A 17811-nucleotide genomic window follows, 5' to 3' on the forward strand; every position below is an offset into this window, starting at 1 on the left:
CTTACTTGCGCAGGCCGGAAACCGCGATCTCGCCGCCGTCGCCGGGCACGCTGACCGGGTCTCCCGCTTGCGGAAGCATGGCGTCGACGTTTTTCGGCGTCATTGGGACGGTGATGAACTGAGGGTAGTTGTACGCGGAGCCGTCGCCGATATCGACACCCGCGCCAATCACACCGCCTGCGAAGAGATTGCCGAAGACAGTGCCCTTCGTATACGACTTGGCCGTGAGCAAGCCCGAATCGTAGCCGGCCTTTTCGCAGCGCACGATCAGCCGCCCGTAGTCGCGATGGACCGTGACGAACGCAGGCGTTCTCGCGTACCACGTGCCTTTGCTGTTCGTAAGCATGCAGTTGGCGCCCGGCACGGTGCCGTAGGCGTCGACGGCCTGCAATGAAATCATCTGCCTCGAACCGTTGGTGATCGACGCACAACCCGCCAGCGCGAGAGCACACGCCAGACCGGCTGCCCTGGTGAATTTCATGCTTACCCCGAAAACGATTGCCTTGTTTTTGCAGTTACAATTTGTAACCCCGGGCGATTCTAGCCGCTCCGGAAATCACCAGCAATAGCGTGCATACAACGCGGATGGGTATCGGAGATAGAATATATTCACGGCGCATCGCGCAAACGTTGGCGCAATGCTCGGGCCCCGACATCAACGCCATTGGCCAGGCTTTTTACGCCATTCTCGGGTTGTCGGTCAGCGTGCCCGCATTCGTCGTTGAAAGCGTGCTGGAAAGTGGGAGCCGTCGCTTGCTCCCGTCACAAAGCGATTCGAGTCAGGAACAAGATCGTGACGCAACATCCCCAATTTTTACCGAACCATGGCAAATACCCGGCCATTTTCCGTTAGCGTCGTCGCGTGGCTCACCATCATTTGCGGCGCCCTGGGCCTGCTGCAAAAGTCGAGCGGAGAACAAATCCCGAGCGTGATGGTGGGACCGGTCGTCGCGACGCTCATCTGCGTCGTCACCGGCGTCGAAATGCTCTCCAGCGTGTGGATGCTGAGGGGCTCGCGTCTCGCGCGCACGATCTATGTGGCCTGCCTCGTGGGCATGACCGCGTTCATCGGCATTCGCGTACTGGCGGTCGGCTTGCCGAGCCGGATCGTGTTCCCGGTGGCGTTCACCGCGGCCATGGTCTACTTCCTGTATCGCCCCACCGCCTCGCAGTTCTTCGCGCGGGCGAAGCGGCCGCAGCAGGGGTAATGCGGGCAATAACGCGGGGATAACGCCGGAGATTACGCCGCTCACACCCCGTACCGCTGCCGCAGGATCGCCGCCGCCTCGGCGAGCGTTCGCAACTTCGCCTCCGCAATCCGGGCGCTGCTCACGGGTGCATCCGCGAACGTCGCGAAGCCGCAGTCGGGGTTGAACAGCACGCGCCCGGCGCCGAACAGGCGGATCGCTTCCTCGCCCTTGCGCAGGACTTCCTCGAGCGATTCCACGTGCGCGTGCTTCTGATTGCACAGACCCACGCCAATACGCTGCCGCTCGGGCAAACGTTGCAGCACCGCCATTTCACCGGCGCGCGGCGTGTACAGCTCGAGGAACAGCGTGCCCACGTTCAACGCCGCCAGCGTCTCCACCAGCGGACGATAGTCGCCTGCCATCGCCTTGCTCTCGTCCGTGGTCCAGTTGCCGCGGCACATGTGCATCGCGACACGCTCCTGCGGGAATCCGTCGACCACCGCGTTGAGCAGATCGCGCGCGAACGCGAGTTCGGTCACGGGATCTCTCTTTTCCGAGAGCGCGCCGCACATGAAGCTGCGCTGGCTCGTGGTGCCGGAAAACGCCACTTCGGAGAGCACCGGCTCGTCGAACTGCACCAGCGCCGCGCCCTGCGCCAGCAAGGCCGCCAGCTCTTCGCGCAGCACCCGCACGACGTCCGCCGCGAGCGCCTCGCGGCTCGCATACGCGCGGTCGGACACGCACTCCATCCACATCGTGCGCGTGAGCAGATACGGCCCCGGCAGCGCGACTTTCACGGGCTGCGCGGTCAATCCGCGCACGTAGTCCAGTTCGTGCGCCGCGAGCGGACGGCTACGGCCCAACGGTCCGAACACGGCCGGGTGACGCACCTCGCCGGCCGGCACGTCGAGCGCGCGCAACTCCTGCTCGAAGGCTTCGGGATCGTCCACGTAGGGCAGCAGATCCGTCAACGGAATCAGCTGGCAATTGTCGAGCCGTCCGCCGACGAAGCTCGCATAGCTGTCGCGCCGCTGCTCGCCGTCGGTGACGACGTCCACGCCCGCGCGCTGCTGCGCGGCCACGGCGAGTTGCACGGCGTCGTCGGCGCTCGACTGGAAGGCGGCCTCGTCGAGCCGCCCCTCCATGTGATCGTGCAGCGCCTGCAGCATCCAGCGCGGCCGCGGCCAACTGCCGATCCCCATCACCGACAACGGCCGGATCGGCGGCGCCGCGACCGGTGCGGGCAAGGTGCGGGGAATCGTGACAGCCACGATCGGGATGGCCGCGCGCGCTCGCGCGGCTTCCGGCGTTTCCGGCTCGGGTTCGGCTTGCGGCGGCTGATCTGCATGATCTGCACTGCCCGCGAACGCGCCCTTGCTCACCAGAAAACTGCGCCGCTTGCCCGCTTTGGTCCACGACACGAGCTGGTTGCCCGTCATGCGGCACCAGGCGGGCAGGTCCGCTTCCACCGAGGTTTCCGTCGACTGGATTTCCAGCAACTGGCCGCGCTCGAGCGGGTCGATATGCTTGCGGATCAGCAGCAACAAGCCGTTGCCGCAATCGAGATCGCCGCCGTCGAAGCTGACGGCGGGCGCATACGCATGCTGTGCGGAAGGTTCCATCGCGCGGAGTCCGTTGAAAGCGTCATGGCGATGTCGCGTGCGCGACGCTCGAAGCGTACGCGACATCGCCCGCCACGCGGCAGCGCCGGCGGGCGTGCCACGCAGGGTCACGCGAACGTCAGTAGCTGAGGCTCGGGCAGGCTTCGCCCATGAACTCCACGAGCATCGCGCCGCCCACGATCTTCGCGCCGGGAATCAGTTTCTCTTCGTCGAGCGCGCGCTTCTTGAAGCACGGCGAGCAGACGTAGATCGTGCCGCCCGCCTCCACGAAACTGCCGATGAGTTCCTTGAGCGGCGCGAAGCCGGCCTCGTGGATGTCGTCCGCGTAACCGGACTGCGAGAGACGCGTCCCTTCGATGTTGAGGAACACGACAACGTCTTTATCGCTGGCGAGCGCCGCATTGGCGACGACGAAAGCGACCGTCGCACGGTCGGTGTCATCCTTGGCTCGAGTCAGACTGACCACGAATTTTCCAGACACGATAGTCTCCTGATGCTCCTGCGGGTGGATTGCACGAGAGCCGCCGCCGCTCGACGGGCGGCGTCAGTCCCTCGCCTGGATGAAGAAAATACCCTGCTCCGGGTCGGCCATCAGCAGCCGGTGTCCGGTGATACGACAGTACGACGGAATGTCTTCGATCGCGCCGCGATCCCGCGCGATCAACCGGATGATGCGGCCCGGCATGGCGCGCAACTTCACGCGCAGCTTGAGCAGCAATTCGCCGCAACCGAGATCGCCCGCGTCCCATTCCGCGTCGAAGCGGGCGTTCGGTTCCATCGCCGGAATATCGGCTGCTGCCGCCATGAGTCTCTGCCTGAAAATGTGCCGGAGTCTGCAACGGGCATGATACGCACACTACGTGTTGCCTGCGTTTCGCGCGTGCAGACCCGACATGCGGCAAGCAGCGAGCGGCGCGAGACCTCAGCGGCTCAATATCGCCACGCCAGATTGACGCTGCCGTTCAACGGCGCGCCATAGGTGCCGTAGTTGTACTCCATGGTCGACCAGTACTGCTTGTTGAGCGCGTTGTTGAGCGTGCCCGTGATCGTGAAGTGCTTGTTCACGTCGTAACGCGCCATGAAGTCCAGTTCGGTGTAAGCGCCCTGCCGTGCCGTGCCCACGCCTTCCTCGACATAACTCGTCGCGCTTTGCCAGCGCAGGCTGCTGCCCACGGTCAGCTTGTGGTCGAAGTAAGGCACGCGCCAGGTCGTGGACACATGCGCCGATTTGCGCGGCACGAACAGTTGCGTCGGCTGGCCGTTGTCGTCGTTCACGCGCAGGATGGTCGCGCCCACGCTCACGTTCCAGTCGTGCGTGATTTGCCCGGCGATTTCGGCTTCGATCCCTTCCGAGGTCGCGCTGCCGCCCGAGTAATAGTAGTTGCCGGTGTCGGCATTGAAGCCCGCTTCGGTGGCGATATTCGACTGACGCACGCGATACACGGTGAACGACGTATTCAGGCGATTATCGAAGAACGCGCCTTTGATCCCGGCTTCCGCGCTGTGACCGCGCGCGGGCCCGAGCAATTGATTCTCGACATTGAGCTGATATTGCGGATTGAAGATCTTGGTATAGCTGGCGTACGCGGTGATCTGGTTGGTCAGATCGTAAGTCAGGCCGACATAAGGCGCCGAGCCCGACGACTGCTGGTTGTAACCCGTGCCGTCCGAACTGCCGCTGCTCGCGGCCTGCGTGTAATTGATGCCCAGCAGCAGGTGCGCGCGATCGGTCAGGCTCCAGCGCGAGGAGGCATAGAGCGAGCGCCGCACGTCCAGATAATTGGTGTGCGAGGTGGCCGCGCCGAACACCGGCTCGGGGTAACTCCCGGCCAGCAGTTCCGCGTAGCTCACCGGCACGCCGTCGCCATCGCCTTCGCCGGACGGATTCGTGAATTCCGAGCGCGAGAAGTTCGCGCCGAACACGAGGTCGTGCGTGCGCCCGAACAGATCGAGCTTGCCGGTCACGTTGGTGTCGAGCACCAGTTGCCGGTTCGACGAGACATACGATGAGGTGTACGAATCCACGCCCGAGCCATCCGCGTTCAGCGATCCATACGGATAGAAGAATTTGGCGTTATTGAAGATGTCGTTGTAATTGACCGAGGTCTTCCACGTCCAGCGCCGGCCGAGCTGCTGCGTGACTTCCGCGAAGGCGCGCTGGTCCTGCGTATTGAAGTACGCCCATTTCGGCGCCATGCTCGTGCCCACGCCGTAACTCAGCTGATTGCCCTCGGCATCGAGAAAGGGCAGCCCACCCCAGCTCGCGCCCTTGAGCCGGTTGTACTCGTAGCTGAACCCGAGCGTGGCCACCGTGCTGGGCGTGAGGTTCGCCTCCACCACGCCGTACACGAGGTCCTTGCTCGGCTGCAGGCGGTCGGTGAACGAATCGCCGTCCTGATGCACGGCCACGAGCCGCCCCGCCACCGTGCCCGCCTTGTTCAGCGGCCCGGAAATATCCACATCGACCCGCTTGGTATCCCACGAGCCGTACGACACGTTGCCCGACGCCTGGAACTGGTAGGTCGGCCGCTTGCGGATGAAGTTGACGGTCGCGGACGGGTTGCCGGTTTCGGCGTTCAGGCCGTCCGCGCCGCGCAGCACTTCCACGCGGTCGAACATCGCCATGTCGATGTCGCCGTATTGCGCGGTGTATTCGAGCGGAATGCCCACGCCGTCGAATTGCAGATTGGTGATGTGAAAACCGCGCGAGGTGTAGTCGGTCGCATACGAGTCGTACGATTCGACCGTCACGCCGGTCACGTGGCGCAGCGCGTCGTTCACGCTATTGAGCTGGAAGTCGTCCATTTCCTGGCGCGTCAGCACGGAAACGGATTGCGGCGTTTCCTTCGGCGAGAGCGCGATCTTGCTGCCTGCGGTCGTCGAGCGGATGGTGTAGGCGTGCGTTTGCTCGGTGGGACGCTGGGCGTCGTCGGCGCTGGCCGTCACGCTCACGGCGGGCAAGGTCGCCTCCGCCTGATCGACTGGCGCGACGGGCGCGGCCGGTGCCGTCTTCAGCGTGACCGTGCCGCCTTCGAGATCGGCCGCGAGGCCGCTGCCGTCGAGCACGCGCGCGAGCGCCTGCTTCGCGGTCATGCGTCCACTCACGGCGGGCGCCGTCTTGTTCGCGATCAGCTTCGGATTGGCGAGCAATTGCAGGTTTGCCTGGCGCGCGAGTTCGGTGAGCGCGCTGCCGAGCGGCTGGGCCGGAATCGCGAAGTTCGTGGCGGACGCCGCGGCGGGCGCGGGCGCCGTCTGCGCGCGCGCGGCGGGCGCCTCGAGCGAAGCCACGGCCATGATGACGGCCGCCGTGATGACGGCGAGCGGAAAGCGAGGGGACGACATCGAACACATCTCCAACAGGTAACGAAAGAAAGTCATTACCGAAGAAGACGCGCGGCGATGCGAAACCCTGACATCGTCCGACGAACTTTTTTCTGGCCGCGCGAACGCGACTTTTCGCTCGCGCAAAAAACTAGTTGCAAATGGGAATTGTTATCAACTAGAATTCATCCATCGACAGCAGCAACGTCTGAGCGAGGTTGAATATCACCGCGCCACGCCACGCAGCGAGTCCGGACGAGCAGCGACATCCGCCTGACCAGCCGGACTTCAAATGCCTGGAGGTAATGAACCGCAGCACGCTGTCGAACCGAATGCAACGCGTACCGGGTATTGTGGGGACCACCTCTTCGAGAGGTGTTGGGCATTAGCCAGCTGTGACGATTGACACGTAGATCTAGACCCCTTCGTGCAAACATCAAGCCGTTCGTCAGAGCAAGCCACGCCGTCTTTTTTACCGCTACCGGGTTAGGAAATGTCTGATCGCGATGCGATCGACTCCGGCTTTGTCTGACAGACGAAGCGGAGTTTATCACGCATCGCAGCATAAGCCACAGGAATCGTCGATTCCCTGTGGCTTTTTCGTTTGAGCGCATAATCGGCCGGATCCAGTTCTGGAGCGCGGCCATGAACGATCCGGAAGCGAATCTCGGCCGCTTCAGCGCGCTCTCGGACTGCATCTTCGCCGTCATCATCACGATCATGGTGCTGGCGCTCAAAATTCCCGCGCACAACGATGCGCACGCCCTGCTCGACCTCTGGCCGGATCTCGTCAGCTACGTGGTCAGCTATGCGTTCATCGCGGTCGTGTGGCTGAACCATCATCACGTGTTCAAGCATGCGGCGTCGCTCACGAGTCTGCTCGCGTGGTCGAACTTCGCCAATCTGTTCTGGATCTCGCTGATTCCCTTCACCACCGCGTGGCTCGCGTCGAGCCGCGTGGCGACCGTGCCGTTGACCGCCTATGCCAGCGTCTTTCTGCTGGTCGAGGCGACCTATATGGTGCTGATGTACGAAAGCTTCCGGCAGTGCCCCGCCAGCGACGCCGCCACGCTCGGCCGCCGCCGTACGCAGCGGATCCGGGCGTGGATCATGGTGGCCGTGTTCGCGTTCGCGGCGCTCGCGGTGTTCCTGCCGGCGCTGGCGCGCCTGGCGCTGCTGGCCGCCTTCCTCGTCTTGCATACGCAACCGGACCCGCGCGTAAATTCCCCCGCCGTCTGAAATGCGGCGCTTTCGTATCGTGCAATGCGCAACCAATGGATGAGAACCGCGCGTGCTGGCCGGCGATTCACGGTTTCGTATCGGAGGAGCCGCTTTCTTATCGTAAAAAGGATCACGCAACCCGTTGATATCGCAGGCATTTTTTCAACAGGTGGTTCCATCGGCGAGGCACGTCCGCTCCTTTAGACTGATTCCAACTACCGGTTTTTCAATCGCAGGAGGATCACCATGATGGACGTGTATATCGAGCCGTTGCCGCGAGGCCAATGGGGACCGATCGACGGATATTCGCTCGAATTCGCCGACGGCAGCAAATTCACCCACGACATCTTCCGCTCGGAAACGCTCGCGATCAGCGAGATCATTCTGCGCGGTTACAAGCCGCTACTGGCGAACGTGCGGATTACCGAAAAGGAATCGGCGTCGCACTGGAAACGCCCCGAGTAACCTGCCGACGGCTAGCCGACGTACCCACCGCCGGCGTCGTCATGAAGCCAACGCGCTTCGTGGCGGCGCCGGCTTTTTCTTGCCGGCGATTCAGCGCCGCGGCGGATGCGTGACGATCGCGCGCAGTTCCGCCTGCACGTTCTCGCGCATCGCGCGCAGTTGGCGCAGATCCGGCACGGGGCGCGCCAACGCTGCGTCGCGGGCGAACGCCGTTTCGAGGGTTTGCGCGACATCGAGCAAATGCGCCTCGCCGCGCATCGCGCCGATCATCTGGAGTCCGAACGGCATGCCCGCGTGATCGACGCCGCAAGGCAGCGACATCGACGGATTCGTGAGCAGCGTGACCACGTAAGTGAGCGCGACCCAGCGATAGTAGTTTTCGAGCGCCACGCCGTCGATCTGCGCGCAATGCGGCGTGCTCCAGGCGAACGGCGTGACCGGCGACACGGGCGCGACGATCACGTCGTAGCGCTCGAACAGCGTCTGGAAGCGCCGATACATCGCCGTGCGCTGCGTGTCCGCGCGCGCGACGTCGGCGAGCGTGAGCGCGCTGCCCATCTCGTAGTTGGCGCGCGTGTTGGCGCCGAGCGCCGCGGGATCGCGCTCGTAGGTCTCGCGCAGACTCGCGACAAATTCCTGCGCCCGCACCACGTCGAACACGCGATGCGCGTCGCCCATGTTGAATTCCGCCGCATCGATCGGCTCGCACACGCGCACCAACGTGGCGATGCGCGCGAGCTTCGCGCGAAACGTCGCCCGCGTTGCCGCGTCGACCGCGCACACGCCGAAGTCTTCCGTGTAGCCAATGCGCAAGCTCGCCGGGTCGATGCGCGCGCCCGCTTGCGCGTCGAGCGCCGCCGCATAACCGAGCGGATCGCCGGGCGCGTGGCCGACAACGGCGGCCAGCTGCAGGCGCACGTCGGCCACGTGGCGCGCCATCGGTCCGCTGACCCAGTTCGGCGCCCAGCCCAACTGCCGATGCGCGGAAGGCACGCAACCCGGCGACGCGCGAAAGCCCACCACGCCGCACAGCGCGGCGGGAATGCGCAGCGAACCGCCCAGGTCCGAGCCGGTGGCGAACGGCAACATGCCCGTTGCGAGCGCAACCGCCGAGCCGCCCGACGAGCCGCCGGCGTTCAGGCGCGGATCGAACGGATTGCCGGTTGCGCCCCACACGGCGTTGCGCGTGTTGGCGCCCGCGCCCATTTCGGGCGTGTTGGTTTTCGCGGCGACGATGGCGCCCGCCGCGCGCAAGCGCGCGACGAAGGCGTTATCGGCGGCGGGAACGTGCTCGCGATACAGCGGCGAACCGTAGGTCGTCAGCAGGCCCGCCGTTTCCTCCAGATCTTTCACGCCGATCGGCAGACCATGCAGCAGACCGAGCGTCTCGCCGCGCGCGACGGCCTCCTGCGCGCGATGCGCTTCGGCGCGCGCACGCTCGAACGCGGTGGCCGCGAGCGCATTGACGGACGGCTCGATGGCCTCGATACGCGCGAGGCACGCATCGAGCAATTCGACCGGCGAGAGCTCGCCTGCGCCGATCAGGCGCCGCGCCTCGACGGCGGACAATTCCAGCAGGGCTTCGGACATTCGGTTCGTATGGAGTTAGCGGAAGATCGAGCGCTCGCGCAGCACCTCATGCCGCGAGCGCTCGCGCCGATTGATCGACACAGGCCACGATCGCGTCGCGCGTATTGAGCAGATGCACACGCGTCTGCTCGTGCACGCTCTCCGTGTCGCGCGCGCGCCAGGCCTCGAGCAGTTGCGCATGCTCCGCGTTGTTGCTCGCCATGATATCGGGTTGCACATACATCGACAGCGACACATACGGCCGCGCGAGCAGCGAGAGCCCGCGCACGACGTCGAACAAGCGCGTGCTCGCCTCGCTCTGCATCAGCGCCTGATGAAAGTCCTCGTTGAGCAGCGTCCATTGCTCGGAGGTGGGCGCAACGGCGCTCATCGCCGCGTGGCACGCGTGCGCGGCGTCGAGTTGCGCGGCGCTCGCACGCAGGCACGCGCGCGCCGCGAGCATCGGTTCGAGCATCATGCGCAGTTCGTAAATCTCGCTCACGTCGTCGGCGGTCAGACCGCGCACTTCGACGCCCTTGTTCGGGTCGATCGCCACGAGGCCTTCCGCGCGCAAATCGCGAAACGCCTCGCGCACCGGCGTCGTGCTCACACCCAGGCGCTTCGCCACTTCCTCCTGACGCAGGCGCGTGCCCGCCACGTAGACGCCCTGCAGGATTTCCACGCGCAGCGTGCCCAGCACATATTCCTGAATGGTGCGATACGGCTTGCCCATGACGTCTCCCGATCTTGTCTCGTGGATGCAGCGCTTTCAAGCGGCAACTTCAAGCGGCGACTTCGCCCGGCGCCTCGGGTGCGAGATCGCGCGGTGCGGCGGGCGTAGCCAGCGCGCGTTCGACCCACGCGGCCGCGCGGAGCGTGGCCAGATCCTCGCCGAACGCCCCCACGATCTGAAAGCCGAGCGGCAAGCCCAGTTCGGTCCAGCCCGAGGGCACCGTCACCGCGGGCACGCCGAGCAGACTCCACGGCGCGCAGAACACCGGGTCGCCGGTATCGTCGAGGCCTTCGGGCGCGCCGCCCGTGGCGGGCACGCTCACGAGCGCATCGCAGCCCGCAAGCAACGCCGCCGACTGCTCGCGCAGCGTCGCCTGCAACGCCAGCGCCTCGCGGTAACGCGCCTCGGGCATCGCCGCGCCTTCGTCGATCAGGTTGCGCATGGGCTCGCTCAAGAGCGCGCGATGCGCTTGCGCCGCCGGCCCCACCGCGTGCCACGCCTCCACGCGCAGGATCACCTGCAAGGCATCGACGATCTGCGCGAGATCCGCGCCGAACTCGATCTCCACCACCTCGGCGCCCGCCGCGCGCAACCGGGCGAGCGAAGCCGCGAAATTCGCTTGCTGCGCGTCCTGCATGCGGCCGTCGAACGGCGTGCGGACGATACCCAGACGCGGCGGCGCGGCCAGCGGCGCGAACCACGTTTGCCAGGCCGCCACGCTGTCGATAGCCTCGGGCTTCGCGGCCACGAACAGCGCATGCGCGAGCGCGGCCACCTCCACCGACTGCGCGAAGAAGCCGATGTGATCGAGCGAGGCCGCCAACGGATGCACGCCCTCGCGCGAAATGCTGCCGTAGCTCGGCTTGTAACCCACGGCGCCGCAATACGCGGCGGGCCGCACCACCGAGCCCACGGTTTGCGTGCCCAGCGCGAGCGGCACGATGCCCGCGCCCACGGCGGCCGCCGAACCGCTCGACGAACCGCCCGGCGTGTGCGTGGCGCGCCACGGGTTCACGGTGGGGCCCGGCTGCCGCCACGCGAATTCCGTGGTGACGGTCTTGCCGAACACGAGCGCGCCATATTCGCGCAGCAGCGTGACGATGGCGGCATCGGCCTGCGGACGATGGCCGCGATAGATCGGCGAGCCGTAACTCGTGGGCATGTCGATCGTGTCGATCAGATCCTTCACGCCCACCGGCAAGCCCGCGAGCGGAGCGCACGCATCGGGCTCGACGTACGAGCGCGGCCGGTGCGTGAAGGCGTGCAGCGAGCCTTCGAGCGCGTCGGCGCGGGCGATGGCGGCGTCGATACACGCGCGGCTCGCGGCCACGTTGCCGCGCTGCGCGATCAGCGCCGTCACGAACGACGAAGTGGTTTCGGTCATGATGCCCTTTCCTTCGAGGCGTTCGCACGCAAGCGCACGAACGCGTTGATCGATGACTGCCGCAACGAAAACTGCGTGACAGGCGACGTTATTTCAGCGCGGCGGCAAACGAATTGTCGACAGAGCCCGCGTACGTCACGCTGCCCGGCTTGATATTGCCGATCGACTCCTGGAGATTGAGCGCGTTGCGAAACGCCTGCTCCGAAATCTCGGGCTTGGGCGCGTAGATGTTCTGGTCGATCAACCGGCCCACGGCCGCCTCCACGATCTTCGCGTCGAGCGAGGGAAACTCGCTCTTCGCAACGTCCTTGGCCGTTTGCGGCGACTGATGAATGAGCGCCTCGGCCTCGCCGATCGACTTCACGAACGCGGCCACCATCTTCGGCTTGTCCTTGAGCGTAGAGGCGAGCGCGTCGAGCGTGGAAAACGCATAGCCGCCCGGATACGCCTTCGGGAAGCCATAGACGATCTTGTAACCCTGCGCGATGCCCGTGTCGGCCTGCGGCTCGTACACGGCCGCCGCCTGGCTGCGGCCCGCGCTCACGGGCGCGAGTTCCGTGCCGAGCTGCACCGTGTTGAGCGCGACCTTCTCGATCTTCTGATCCTTGATGAGCCCTTGCAGCAGATACGTGCTGGTCGACGGCGGCAATGCCACGGCCACGCTCTTGTTCGCCATGTCGCCGGGCGCATGCACGCCCGCGTCGGGCGGCGCGATCACCCACACCGGCACGCCCGCCACCACGTTCGCCACGCTGATCACGCTCGCGCCCTTGAGATTGGCGAGCACGGCCGTCATCGGGTCCTGCAGCGAGAAGTCCGCATGACCGCCGATCACGGCCGCCACGCCGGCCGCGCCGCTGCCCGCCGTGACCTTCTTCACGTCGAGACCGTTCTTCGCGAAGATGCCCTTGTCGATCGCCACGTAGAGCGGCAGATACTGGATCGACTGGAATGCCTGATACACCGTCACCGGCTCGGCCGCCTGCGCGGGCCCTTGCACAGCGATCCCCGTGACGGCGGCTGCCACTGCCGCCGCGATCGCGCCCACGCGCACGTTCATCCGTTTCATCGTTTTGCCTTCCATGAAATGACCTTTGATTCCGTGAATTGAACGACCCAGCTCAAAAGCGTCGCCATCAACGTGAGCACGATGATGCCGAGCCACACGGTGTTCAGATCGAACAGCGACCCCGCGACGAACACTTCGTGTCCCAACCCCGCCTGCGATGCGATGTACTCGCCCACCACCGCACCGATCAGCGCGAAACCGATATTCACGCGCAGCGTGGAGAACACCCACGGCATCGCGCCCGGCAGAATGAGCTTCGTGAAGATCATCGAAGGCTTCGCGTTGAACGAGCGGAACAGGTTGAGCAGGTCCTTGTCGACTTCGCGCGCGGCGGCGCACGAGGAGATCATCGCCACGGCGAAGGTGGAAATGCCCGCGAGCCAGACCTTCGAGGTCATGTCCGAACCGAACCAGATCACGATCAGCGGTCCGAGAGCGATCTTCGGAATACTGTTCAGGATGACTGACAATCCTTCGGCCACGCCGGAAACGCGCGGCACGAACCACAGCAGCAACCCGAGCGCGATGCCGAGCCCACTGCCCACCACGAGACCGAGCACGGTTTCGTAGAGCGTGACGAGCGTGTCGCTCACGAGCGTGCCGCCGTTCAATCCTTGCTGCGCGGCGAGCCAGATCCCTTCCGGCGAGCCGAGCAGCTTCCCGTTGATCCATCCCGCCGTCACGGCCACCTGCCACAGCCCGACCAGCGCGATGACGATGAGCGCGACCGCGCCCGTGGTGCCGAATTTCGCCGCGTGGCGCGGCTTCGCGCGCCGGCGCACCGGCGCGTTGCTGGAGATCGCTACGTCGCTCATGCCGTCGCTCCCGAGTGCTGGATGGTGTGGCTGCGCAGTCCGTTCCAGACGCGCGAGTGGAAGGTGCGAAATTCGGGCGCCTCGCGCGCCGATACCGCCGTGCGCGGGCCATGCGTGGTGAGACGCACGTCGATGTCGTCCTCGATACGCGCCGGGCGGCCGCCCAGCAGAATCACGCGGTCGCTCATGGCGATCGCTTCCTCGATATCGTGCGTGACGAGCACGACGCTCGTGCCGTTCTGCGCCCGCAACGCCATGACGTCGTCTTCCAGCGCGAGGCGCGTCTCGTAGTCGAGTGCGGAAAACGGCTCGTCGAGCAACACGAGCGTGGGATCGACGAGCAGCGTGCGCGTGAGCGCCACGCGCTGGCGCATGCCGCCGGAGAGCGAATGCGGATACGACCCGGCCACCGAAGCCAGACCGTAACGCGCCAGCATTTGCCGCGCACGCTCGTAGTCGGCGGGTTTGACCTTGCGATACAGCTCGATGCCGAGCACGGCGTTTTGCAACACCGTGCGCCACGGCATCAGCAGATCCTTTTGCAGCATGTAGGCGATGCGGCCCGCGCCGCCGTCCGCGCGCGCGCCCACGCTCACCTGCCCCGACTGCGGCGCGATGAGCCCGGAAACGAGGTTGAACAGCGTGCTCTTGCCCGCGCCGCTGCGGCCGACGATCGAGACGATCTCGCCGCTCTTCACGCTGAAATCGAGGCGCTCGAAGATCGGCACGTCGATTCCATCGGCAGTCCGAAACGAATGACTGAGTTGCTGGACCTTGAGGCGGTCCGTACCCGACGCGCGCGTCGTATCGATTGCAGCCGTTGCGGACGCAACGGTTTGGGTAGAGAGACTCATGGACATCTCCATCGGTACGTGGTGTGCGTTTGTGCTGTGCACAACACATAATGCACAATCAAAAAACCGCGCCGCAAGTGGAAAAAAATAGAAAACGCAATTGGGAATTGCCTGCCCGGCGATGGTGCGTGACGGCACTCGAACGCGGCATGACTCCAGCGTCGTGCGCGCGCGGTGCACGGCGGTGGCGCCGCATGGCGTGATGATGGTGCGCGTGGCGTGCGGGAGATGGGTATTGCGGATCGGTGCGGAAGACACCGGCAAGAACGATCGACAAGATCGGGCGCGCACGGCAGCGCGCACGGCCATCGTTACGAGTCAGACTTTGACCAGGTTGAACAGATCACGCATCGAGCGTTTCGCGAGACGGCGCATGAACGCGGGATCGAGCCGCGTGGCGGGACCGCTCGCGCTGAGGGCCGCGACTACCCGGCCACGCAACCGTAACGGCAGCGCGACGCAATTCAGATCGCGCTCCGAGGCCTGTACGTCGAGCGCATAACCCGCCGCGCCAATCGTTGCCAGTTCCGCGTCCAGCGCGTGCGAAATGCGCCGCGCGCCGCGCAAGCGCGTCGCGAGCGCCGTATCGTTCGCGAGAAAGATCTTGCCGGCCGCCGATGTGGTGAGCGCATCGCGCCGCGCGTTGGCCGGCAGTCGCAGCGCGCGGCCTTCGCCATCGAGCGCGTCGAGCGTGAGATACGCGCGCGTGCCGCCGGGCACTGTGAGAAAGCAGTTCTCGCCGCACGATTCGTTGAACGCGCGCAGTGCCGGGGCGAACGCCCTGCGCAGCGCGTCAGCGCGCGTACGCGCCGGGTGCGCCGCTAACGCCAGCCGGTGCCCGAGCACATAACGCGTGCGTTCGCGTGTGACGTAACCCATCTCCACGAGCGTATCGAGCACGCCATGCACGGTGCTTCGGCTCGATCCCACCGCGTCGGCCAACTCGCTCAGGCGCGCCGAACCGCCAAGCTCGCCGAGCGTTTCGAGTAGACGCAGGGCGCGTTGCACCGACTGCATCGAGCGCGCTTCGCGTTCGGGCTCTGGCCTCTCCACACGCGCGTTTTCACACTCCATCGACATGCTTCCGTTTGCCTCCCGCCGTGGCGCATTCCTGAAAAATTCGGCCATGACGAACTTCGGCCGGTTTCGACGCGCGGCCAGACTGACGCACCGTCGAGGCCGCCTATAGTACCCGCTCGATTGGCAACGGCAAGGAACGGACGATGGAACTCGGTTTGCAAGGGGCGAAGGTGTTGGTCAGCGGTGGCTCGCGCGGCATTGGGCGCGCGATCGTCGAGGCGTTCGTGAAAGAAGGCGCGCGCGTGGGCTTTTGCGCGCGTGGCGAGACCGGTGTGCGCGCAACCGAAGCGGCTGTGGGTAACGACGTGTTCGGGCAGGCCGTGGACGTCACGGACGCCGCGCAAATCGAAGGCTGGGTCGAAGCGAGCGCGAAGCGGCTCGGCGGTATCGACATCATCGTGCCGAACGTGAGCGCGCTCGCGGGCGGCGGCGACCTCGCGACGTGGCGCCGCGCGTTCGAGACGGATCTGCTCGGCACGGTGAGCTTCGTGAACGCCGCGTTGCCGCACCTGCGCCGCTCCGCAACGGCGGCGGTCGTGCTGATCTCGAGCGTGTCCGGTCGCGAGGTGGATCGCTTCGGCGAACCTTACGGTGTGCTTAAAGCCGCGCTCAGTCACTATGGCAAGACACTCTCGGCGCGGCACGCGCGGGACCGTATACGCGTGAACACCGTATCGCCCGGCAATGTGTATTTCGCCGATGGCGTGTGGGGAAAGATCGAGCAGGACACGCCGGAAACCTTTGCCGAGTGCCTGGCGGCGAACCCATTGGGGCGCATGGCCCGGCCCGACGAAGTCGCCAATGCGACGGTATTTCTCGCCAGCCGCGCGGCGAGCTTCGTCACGGGCACCAACCTGCTCGTGGATGGCGGCCTCACGCAAGGCGTGCAGTTCTAGCTCGCGAACCCACGGTGCAAAAGCCTTGCGGAAACCGCATGAAAACTCACGGCAATAAAAAACCCGCCACGCGGGCGGGTGAATCCACGTCATGGAGACATGGAGGAGACCGAATCAATCTAACTCAAAACGATGGTGCGTTGCAACACGCCCTTTTATTGTGTTGCAATGTCCCGACAATTGAGTGACTTTATTTTGTCCAACCCGTGACTGTCATGAACGGCGGTTAATCTGCGAGGACGCCCTATACGGAATAGCCCCCGTCGGGCGTAACCCCTCGGCCGCGTCTTTGTATGCGGCTTTTTTTTCGCCCGCGTTTTGTTCGTATTTCAGGTCGAAACCGCGTGATGTTTGATTCGATAGCAAACATTCAGCGCAAATCAAAGCACGCGATTGAGCGCCCGGGTGAATCGCGCGAGCGCGCCTTCCACGTCGTTCAGCTTGTCCAGCCCGAACAAGCCAATGCGGAAGGTCTTGAAGTCCTCGGGCTCGTCAACCTGCAAAGGCACACCCGCTGCGATCTGCACGCCCGCATCGACGAACTTCTTGCCGGTGCGAATGCCGTCGTCGTCCGTGTAACTCACCACCACGCCCGGCGCCTCGAAGCCCGCCGCCGCCACGCTGCGCAGGCCGCGGTCCGCCAATAGCGCGCGCACGCGCGTGCCCAGTTCGAGTTGCTCCGCTTTTACCTTGTCGAAGCCATAGGCCTCGGTTTCCTTCATCACGTCGCGCAGCGTGGCGAGGCTGTCCGTGGGCATGGTCGCGTGATAGGCGAAGCCGCCGCCTTCGTAGGCTTCCATGATCTGCAACCACTTGCGCAGATCGCAGGCGAAGCTCGTGCTCGTGGTGCTTTCGATACGCTCGCGCGCGAGCGCCCCGAGCATGACCAGCGCGCAACCCGGCGACGCGCTCCAGCCTTTTTGCGGCGCGCTGATCAGCACGTCCACGCCACTGGCTTCCATGTCGACCCAGACCGTGCCCGAGGCGATGCAATCGAGCACGAACATGCCGCCCACGCCGTGCACCGCGTCGGCGACCGCGCGCAGGTACGCGTCGGGCAGCATCATTCCCGAAGCGGTTTCCACGTGCGGCGCGAACACGAGATCGGGCTTGTGCTGCCGGATCGCGGCCACCACTTCTTCGATAGGCGGCGGCGCGTAGGCGGCCTGCCGGCCGGCTTCGACGGGGCGCGCCTTCAGCACGATCGACTCGGACGGAATGCGGCCCATGTCGAAGATCTGCGACCAGCGGAAGCTGAACCAGCCGTTGCGGATCACAAGGCATTTTTTGCCGGTCGCGAACTGCCTCGCCACCGCTTCCATACCGAAGGTCCCGCTGCCCGGCACGATCGCCACGGCCTTCGCGTTGTAGACTTTTTTCAGCGAGGTGGAGAGGTCGCGCATGACGCCTTGAAAGCGCTGCGACATGTGATTGATCGAGCGGTCGGTGTAGACCACTGAGTATTCGAGAAGTCCTTCGGGGTCGACATCGGGAAGTAGACCTGGCACGCTCGCCTCCGTAAATAGAATGATGGATATGCGCCGAAAGAGAGCATAACGCCTTCGGCGAACTCGTAGTGATCGCCTGGGCTG

Annotated in this window: 17 protein-coding genes; 4 read left to right on the forward strand and 13 right to left on the reverse strand. The window is 65.2% G+C overall.

Features of this window, described 5'->3' with window-relative positions:
- Nucleotide 1: 1 nt before the first annotated feature.
- Nucleotides 2-481 (reverse strand): hypothetical protein, encoded by a 480-nt coding sequence (locus FAZ98_RS22555; protein WP_199272432.1) that lies wholly within the window; start codon nt 479-481, stop codon nt 2-4.
- 343 nt (nt 482-824) lie between these two features.
- On the opposite strand from FAZ98_RS22555, the gene FAZ98_RS22560 reads away from it, so the two are divergent.
- Nucleotides 825-1208, forward strand: a complete 384-nt coding sequence (locus FAZ98_RS22560) for a hypothetical protein (protein ID WP_158954239.1) — start codon at nt 825-827, stop codon at nt 1206-1208.
- Between the two features lie 41 nt (nt 1209-1249).
- On the opposite strand, the gene FAZ98_RS22565 is transcribed toward FAZ98_RS22560, so the two are convergent.
- From FAZ98_RS22565 to FAZ98_RS22580, 4 genes are all read right to left on the reverse strand, one after another.
- Nucleotides 1250-2812: a 5-methyltetrahydropteroyltriglutamate--homocysteine methyltransferase gene (locus FAZ98_RS22565; RefSeq protein ID WP_158954241.1), complete on the reverse strand. Its 1563-nt coding sequence runs from the start codon at nt 2810-2812 to the stop codon at nt 1250-1252.
- 118 nt (nt 2813-2930) lie between these two features.
- Nucleotides 2931-3293 (reverse strand): DsrE family protein, encoded by a 363-nt coding sequence (locus tag FAZ98_RS22570; RefSeq protein ID WP_158954243.1) that lies wholly within the window; start codon nt 3291-3293, stop codon nt 2931-2933.
- A gap of 63 nt (nt 3294-3356) precedes the next feature.
- Complete coding sequence (locus tag FAZ98_RS22575) at nt 3357-3617, reverse strand: sulfurtransferase TusA family protein (protein ID WP_233272880.1); 261 nt, start codon at nt 3615-3617, stop codon at nt 3357-3359.
- 125 nt (nt 3618-3742) lie between these two features.
- The gene (locus FAZ98_RS22580; protein WP_158954245.1) at nt 3743-6154 is read right to left on the reverse strand and encodes a TonB-dependent siderophore receptor; all 2412 of its coding nucleotides are present in this window, start codon (nt 6152-6154) and stop codon (nt 3743-3745) included.
- A gap of 624 nt (nt 6155-6778) precedes the next feature.
- On the opposite strand from FAZ98_RS22580, the gene FAZ98_RS22585 reads away from it, so the two are divergent.
- Both FAZ98_RS22585 and FAZ98_RS22590 read left to right on the forward strand, forming a co-directional pair.
- A complete protein-coding gene (locus FAZ98_RS22585; RefSeq protein ID WP_158954247.1) occupies nt 6779-7372 on the forward strand; it encodes a TMEM175 family protein in 594 nt (197 codons plus the stop codon).
- A gap of 228 nt (nt 7373-7600) precedes the next feature.
- Nucleotides 7601-7819, forward strand: a complete 219-nt coding sequence (locus tag FAZ98_RS22590; RefSeq protein ID WP_158954249.1) for a hypothetical protein — start codon at nt 7601-7603, stop codon at nt 7817-7819.
- 90 nt (nt 7820-7909) lie between these two features.
- Here the strand turns inward: FAZ98_RS22590 and FAZ98_RS22595 are convergent, their stop codons facing one another.
- From FAZ98_RS22595 to FAZ98_RS22625, 7 genes are all read right to left on the reverse strand, one after another.
- Nucleotides 7910-9409: an amidase gene (locus FAZ98_RS22595; RefSeq protein ID WP_158954251.1), complete on the reverse strand. Its 1500-nt coding sequence runs from the start codon at nt 9407-9409 to the stop codon at nt 7910-7912.
- A 46-nt stretch (nt 9410-9455) separates the two neighbouring features.
- On the reverse strand, nt 9456-10121 hold the full coding sequence (locus tag FAZ98_RS22600) for a GntR family transcriptional regulator (RefSeq protein ID WP_158954253.1): 666 nt from the start codon (nt 10119-10121) through the stop codon (nt 9456-9458).
- 49 nt (nt 10122-10170) lie between these two features.
- Nucleotides 10171-11505, reverse strand: a complete 1335-nt coding sequence (locus FAZ98_RS22605; protein WP_158954255.1) for an amidase — start codon at nt 11503-11505, stop codon at nt 10171-10173.
- Nucleotides 11506-11593: 88 nt separating this feature from the next.
- Nucleotides 11594-12574: an ABC transporter substrate-binding protein gene (locus FAZ98_RS22610; RefSeq protein ID WP_158954257.1), complete on the reverse strand. Its 981-nt coding sequence runs from the start codon at nt 12572-12574 to the stop codon at nt 11594-11596.
- The gene (locus tag FAZ98_RS22615; RefSeq protein ID WP_158954259.1) at nt 12571-13389 is read right to left on the reverse strand and encodes an ABC transporter permease; all 819 of its coding nucleotides are present in this window, start codon (nt 13387-13389) and stop codon (nt 12571-12573) included. The genes FAZ98_RS22610 and FAZ98_RS22615 overlap by 4 nt, the downstream gene beginning before the upstream one ends.
- Nucleotides 13386-14243 (reverse strand): ABC transporter ATP-binding protein, encoded by an 858-nt coding sequence (locus FAZ98_RS22620; RefSeq protein WP_158954261.1) that lies wholly within the window; start codon nt 14241-14243, stop codon nt 13386-13388. Before FAZ98_RS22620 ends, FAZ98_RS22615 begins: the two co-directional genes overlap by 4 nt.
- 318 nt (nt 14244-14561) lie before the next feature.
- Nucleotides 14562-15296, reverse strand: coding sequence for an IclR family transcriptional regulator (locus FAZ98_RS22625; protein WP_199272433.1), 735 nt, complete (start codon nt 15294-15296; stop codon nt 14562-14564).
- A gap of 170 nt (nt 15297-15466) precedes the next feature.
- Here FAZ98_RS22625 and FAZ98_RS22630 point away from each other — a divergent pair, with 170 nt between their 5' ends.
- Nucleotides 15467-16219, forward strand: coding sequence for an SDR family NAD(P)-dependent oxidoreductase (locus tag FAZ98_RS22630; protein WP_158954263.1), 753 nt, complete (start codon nt 15467-15469; stop codon nt 16217-16219).
- 380 nt (nt 16220-16599) lie between these two features.
- On the opposite strand, the gene FAZ98_RS22635 is transcribed toward FAZ98_RS22630, so the two are convergent.
- The gene (locus FAZ98_RS22635) at nt 16600-17727 is read right to left on the reverse strand and encodes an aminotransferase class V-fold PLP-dependent enzyme (protein WP_158954265.1); all 1128 of its coding nucleotides are present in this window, start codon (nt 17725-17727) and stop codon (nt 16600-16602) included.
- Between the last annotated feature and the right edge of the window lie 84 nt (nt 17728-17811).

The sequence above is a fragment of the Paraburkholderia acidisoli genome, from assembly GCF_009789675.1.
Lineage (GTDB): Bacteria > Pseudomonadota > Gammaproteobacteria > Burkholderiales > Burkholderiaceae > Paraburkholderia > Paraburkholderia acidisoli.